This is a genomic window from Sphaerotilus sp., from assembly GCF_041083715.1.
GTDB lineage: Bacteria > Pseudomonadota > Gammaproteobacteria > Burkholderiales > Burkholderiaceae_C > Sphaerotilus.
The window spans coordinates 1-4,899 of the sequence record NZ_JBFPGY010000394.1; the positions used below are offsets into that span (position 1 = coordinate 1).

Annotated in this window: 4 protein-coding genes; all 4 read left to right on the forward strand. The window is 68.4% G+C overall.

The features are described 5' to 3' along the window. Positions 1–936 (forward strand): dihydrolipoyl dehydrogenase family protein (locus AB3X43_RS18420; RefSeq protein WP_369431323.1); only part of this gene is annotated, 936 nt, incomplete at its 5' end. 291 nt (positions 937–1,227) lie between these two features. After that, positions 1,228–3,000 (forward strand): DUF1800 domain-containing protein, encoded by a 1,773-nt coding sequence (locus tag AB3X43_RS18425; RefSeq protein ID WP_369431324.1) that lies wholly within the window; start codon positions 1,228–1,230, stop codon positions 2,998–3,000. Then, positions 3,000–4,370: a DUF1501 domain-containing protein gene (locus AB3X43_RS18430; RefSeq protein WP_369431325.1), complete on the forward strand. Its 1,371-nt coding sequence runs from the start codon at positions 3,000–3,002 to the stop codon at positions 4,368–4,370. The genes AB3X43_RS18425 and AB3X43_RS18430 overlap by 1 nt, the downstream gene beginning before the upstream one ends. A 74-nt stretch (positions 4,371–4,444) precedes the next feature. Further along, positions 4,445–4,899 (forward strand): YbhB/YbcL family Raf kinase inhibitor-like protein (locus AB3X43_RS18435; protein ID WP_473965149.1); only part of this gene is annotated, 455 nt, incomplete at its 3' end.

Here is a 4,899-nt window from a genome sequence, read left to right on the forward strand (position 1 = left end):
CCGAAGAAGATGCTCATCGTCGGCGGCGGCATCATCGGCCTGGAAATGGGCACCGTCTACAGCACGCTGGGCGCCCGCCTGGACGTGGTGGAAATGCTCGACGGCCTGATGCAGGGCGCTGACCGCGACCTCGTGAAGGTCTGGCAGAAGATGAACGCCAAGCGCTTCGACAAGGTCATGTTGAAGACGAAGACGGTCGGCGCCGAAGCCACGCCGGACGGCATCAAGGTGCAGTTCGAGGGGCTGGACGGCACGAAGTCGGAAGGCGTCTACGACCTGGTGCTGCAAGCCGTGGGCCGCACGCCCAATGGCAAGAAGCTCGCGGCCGACAAGGCGGGCGTGGCGGTGACGGACCGGGGGTTCATCAACGTCGATATCCAGATGCGCACCAACGTGCCGCACATCTTCGCCATCGGCGACATCGTCGGGCAGCCGATGCTGGCGCACAAGGCGGTGCATGAGGCGCACGTCGCGGCGGAAGTCATCGCCGGCACGCTGCAGGGCAACAAGGAACTGGCCTCAAGCGCGTTCAACGCCCGCGTGATCCCGAGCGTGGCCTACACCGATCCGGAAGTGGCATGGGTCGGGCTGACCGAGGACCAGGCGAAGGCGCAGGGGATCAAGGTCAAGAAGGGCCTGTTCCCGTGGACGGCGTCGGGTCGGGCGATTGCCAACGGCCGCGACGAAGGCTTCACGAAGCTGCTGTTCGACGATTCACCCGAGGCGCACGGCCACGGCAAGATCCTCGGCGGTGGCATCGTCGGCACGCACGCGGGCGACATGATCGGCGAGATCGCGCTGGCGATCGAGATGGGCGCGGACGCGGTGGACATCGGGAAGACGATCCACCCGCATCCGACGCTGGGCGAGTCGATCGGCATGGCCGCCGAAGTCGCGCATGGCAGCTGCACGGACCTGCCGCCGGGCAAGAAGTAAGACGACTCCGCATACCCGCGAAGGCGGGTATCCACGCGGGCCATCCACGCCTGCCAGGACAAGCCCGATTGGTGTGAACCGGTCGGGCTTTTTTCGTGGGCAGGCGATGGCAATGATCGAATCAGCGCCGGATGCGGGTGTTGCCACCGCACGTCACCCGCCAGGGGCAGTGCCAAGTATGCCCACACCATCCCCCCGCGCTCAAGGTGGCGTCTGAATGGCCGATGTCGATGGATCGGACTGGCATGCCAACGTCCGGTGTCCCCACTCGGATCGCATGCAGAAGGCCCCATGACCTCCCACCAAGACCTTGTATTCCCGCTCCGCAGCGGCCTTCGCGCCGCAGGGCTGCTGGCGCTGGCGCTGTTCACCACAGGGGTGCAGGCGCAGGCGTCCTGTCCGGCCAAGTCGCTGAGCTGGACGATTCCGTGGACGGGCAAGTCCTGTGCCGGTCCGGTGGCGGCCACGCCGTCTGGCAGTGCTGCCACGGCGCGCAACACCTTGGCAGGCATGACCGGCTGGGCGACGCTCCAATGTGTCAACGGTGCCTGGGCGGTGCCCAGCAGCTACGAATGCACCGGCGGGTCGAGCACCACCCCGACCACCACGGTGCCCACGCCGACCCCGACCCCCATTCCCGCGCCGCTGGTCTTCAAAGCACCGGTCGTGGATGCGGCCGAGGTCACTGCGGCGCGCCTGCTGGAACAGGCCACCTTTGGCCCGACACCGGCCGACCTCACCCGCGTGCGCCAGATCGGCACGGCGAACTGGATCGACGGGCAGCTCGCCATGCCTGCCACCGCCATTCCGGATGGCGGCGACAGCACCGAGCCGGTGCGCGAAGCCTGGTTCCTCGCGATGGCCGCCGCGCCGGACCAGTTGCGCCAGCGGATGGTCTTCGCGCTGTCGCAGATCCTGGTGGTATCGACCAGCAAGAACACGGCAGGACGGGAACTCTCGCCCTGGCTGCAGACCCTGTCGAAACACGCCTTCGGCAACTTCGGCGATCTGCTGCGCGAGATGACGCTCAATCCGGCGATGGGCAAGTACCTCGGACTGGGCCACAGCCGGGTGCCGATGCCGAACGAGGACTACGCGCGGGAAGTGATGCAGCTCTTCACCATCGGGCTGGTGGAGCTGAACCTGGACGGCTCGCCGCGCCTCGACGCCAATGGCAAGACCATCCCGACCTACGACCAGACCCGCATCGGCGAGTTCGCCCGCGCGCTGAGCGGCTGGGGGTTCGCCAACAGCTACGAGGACATGTCGGTGCCGCTGGTGGCGCGCGAGCAGTACCACGACCGGCGTGCCAAGACGCTGCTGAACGGCGTCACGCTGCCTGCAGGCCAGAGCGCTGCGCAGGACTTCGACGCCGTCATGCTCAACCTGACCCGGCATCCGAACGTGGCGCCATTCATCTCGCTGCGGCTGATCCGGCACTTCGTGACCAGCAATCCGAGCCGGGCCTATGTCCAGCGGGTGGCCACCGTGTTCAGGCAGACCAATGGGGATCTCGCCGCCACGCTGCGGGCCATCCTGCTGGATGCCGAGGCACGCAATACCCCGGCGACCGATGCCGGGCACCTGCGCGATCCGGTGCTGCACACGCTGTCGCTGGTGCGTGCGCTGGGCGGGCAGGTGATCAGCGGCCGCAACCTGTTCTGGGACTACTACCTCATGGGCGAACGCCCGGCCCAGGCGCCGAGCGTGTTCAGCTACTACTCGCCGCTTGCGCCGCTGCCGGGCGGATCAGGGCTGGCCGGGCCGGAGTTCCAGCTCTACAGCGGCAGCCAGGCGGTGCGCCGGGCGAACTTCGTGCTGGCACTGCTGGACGGCAGCCAGTCCGGCTCGGTGCGGATCGATCTGGCGCCGTTCATGACCGTGGCCAACGACCCGCAAGCGCTGATGACACTGGTCGAGCGCACCCTGCTGCAGGGACGCCTGTCGGCCAGTGCCCGCCAGACCATCGGCGAGGCGACCGCCAAGACCACCGACCTGCGGCAGCGCGTGCTGACCGCCCTCTACCTGACCGCCATCACCGGCGACTACGTGGTGCAGAAATGATGAACGATTCGACGCTGTCCCGCCGCCGCTTTCTTGGCCACTCCACCCATGCCGCCGGTGCAGCGGCGCTCTCGTCGATGGGCCTGCTCGGGCTGACCGGACCCGCGCAGGCTGCGGTCAGCGACTACAAGGCGATCGTCTGCCTGTTCCTGGCCGGAGGCAACGATGGCGCCAACATGGTGGTGCCGCTCGATGCGACGCGCTACGGCCAGTACACCCGGATGCGCGGCACGGCCGGTCTGGCGCTGGCCGGCAGCGGGCTGATGCCTGCACGCAGCAGCCCGCTGCGTGCAGCGTCCACCGTGGCGGACCAGCCGTTTGCCTTCAACGCGGCGCTGGCGCCGATCGACCGGTGGTATGGCCAGGGCAAGGTCGCGGTGATGCTCAACATCGGCAACCTGCGCCGACCGCTGACCAAGGCGGAGTACCTGGCGGGCGGTCAGGCGCCGGGTGAGCTGTTCTCGCACCCGGACCAGGAGAACCAGGCGAACGCCGGTCTCGGTGCCGGCAGCGCCACGGGCTGGGGCGGGCGGTTGATGGACACGCTGGGTGTCGCGCGTGCGCTGGACGCGGTGGCGGTCGGTACGGCCGGCCGGTTCGTCCAGGGTGCTTCGGTGCCTGCCAACCTCGTGCCGGAAAGTGGCGGCCTGTCGCTGAACGGATTCGGTTTCTGGCCGCAGACGGAGGCCGATGCACGCCTCGCGGCATTGCAGAAGGTGCTGGCGACCGACACCGGCCACCGGCTCGCCAACGCTGCCAACAAGGCGCTGGCCGACGGCATGGTGCTGGCCACCACCCTGAAGTCCTCGTCCACCGTGCCGCTCGCGGCCACTTTCCCGACCACCAGCCTGGGTGCACAGCTCCGCACGACCGCCCAGCTCATCGCGGCCCACGCGCGTCTGGGGGCCGGGCGGCAGGTCTACTACGTGTCGCTCGGCGGATTCGATACCCACGGCAGCCAGGCCTGGCAGCACGCGGACCTGATGAAACAGCTGTCCGCCGCCGTGGACGCCTTCCAGACGGCCATCACCGCTGCCGACCTGGACCGCAACGTCACGCTGTTCACCGCCTCCGAGTTCGGCCGCACCTTGAGCCCGAACGATTCCGGCACCGACCACGGCTGGGGCAGCATCGCGCTGGCGGTGGGCGGTGCGGTGCAGGGTGGGCTGTACGGCGAGTTCCCGGACTTCACGCTCGGCGGACCGGATGACGCGTCGGGCCGCGGGGTCTGGATTCCGCGGCTCGGTTTCCAGCAGCTCGGCGCGACGCTGGGGCGCTGGTTCGGCGTGAGCCCGTCGGCATTGAGCACGCAGGTGTTTCCGGTCGAGCTGGATCAATTCCCCCTCAAGGACCTCGGGTTCATGGGGTGAGCCTGGCGGCGGCGGACTGACAGAATGGTCGGGGCCAGACCGGCTTCACCATTCCCAGTTTCCGGAGATCCCGCATGATGCAAGGCCACCAACGCACCAACGTTTCACCTGTCCTGCTGGTCGCCGCTGTGGCGGCACTGCTGGCCGGCTGCTCGGGCTCCATGCCCGCGATGCCGTCCTTGAGCAAGCCGGCCAGCAGCTTCACGCTGTCCAGCCCCGACATCGCCGAGGGCAGCACCATCGCCAACAAGTTCGTGCTCAACGGCTTCGGCTGCAAGGGCGAGAACGTGTCCCCGGCGCTGGTGTGGACCAATCCGCCGGCCGGCACGAAGTCGTACGCGGTCCAGGTCTACGATCCGGATGCGCCGACCGGCAGCGGCTTCTGGCACTGGGGCGTCTACGACATCCCGGCCTCGGTGACCTCGTTGGTGCAGGGCGCAGGCAACTCGCTGGCCAGGCTGCCGGGTGGCGCCCATGGCGGTCTGACCGATTTCCATGACACCGGTGCAACCGGTGCCAACGGCAACTG

Bases quoted from the DNA above. Each gene is read 5' to 3' on its own strand.
- AB3X43_RS18430 (WP_369431325.1), top strand. From the start codon at position 3,000: ATGAACGATTCGACGCTGTCCCGCCGCCGCTTTCTTGGCCACTCCACC.
- AB3X43_RS18425 (WP_369431324.1), top strand. From the start codon at position 1,228: ATGACCTCCCACCAAGACCTTGTATTCCCGCTCCGCAGCGGCCTTCGC.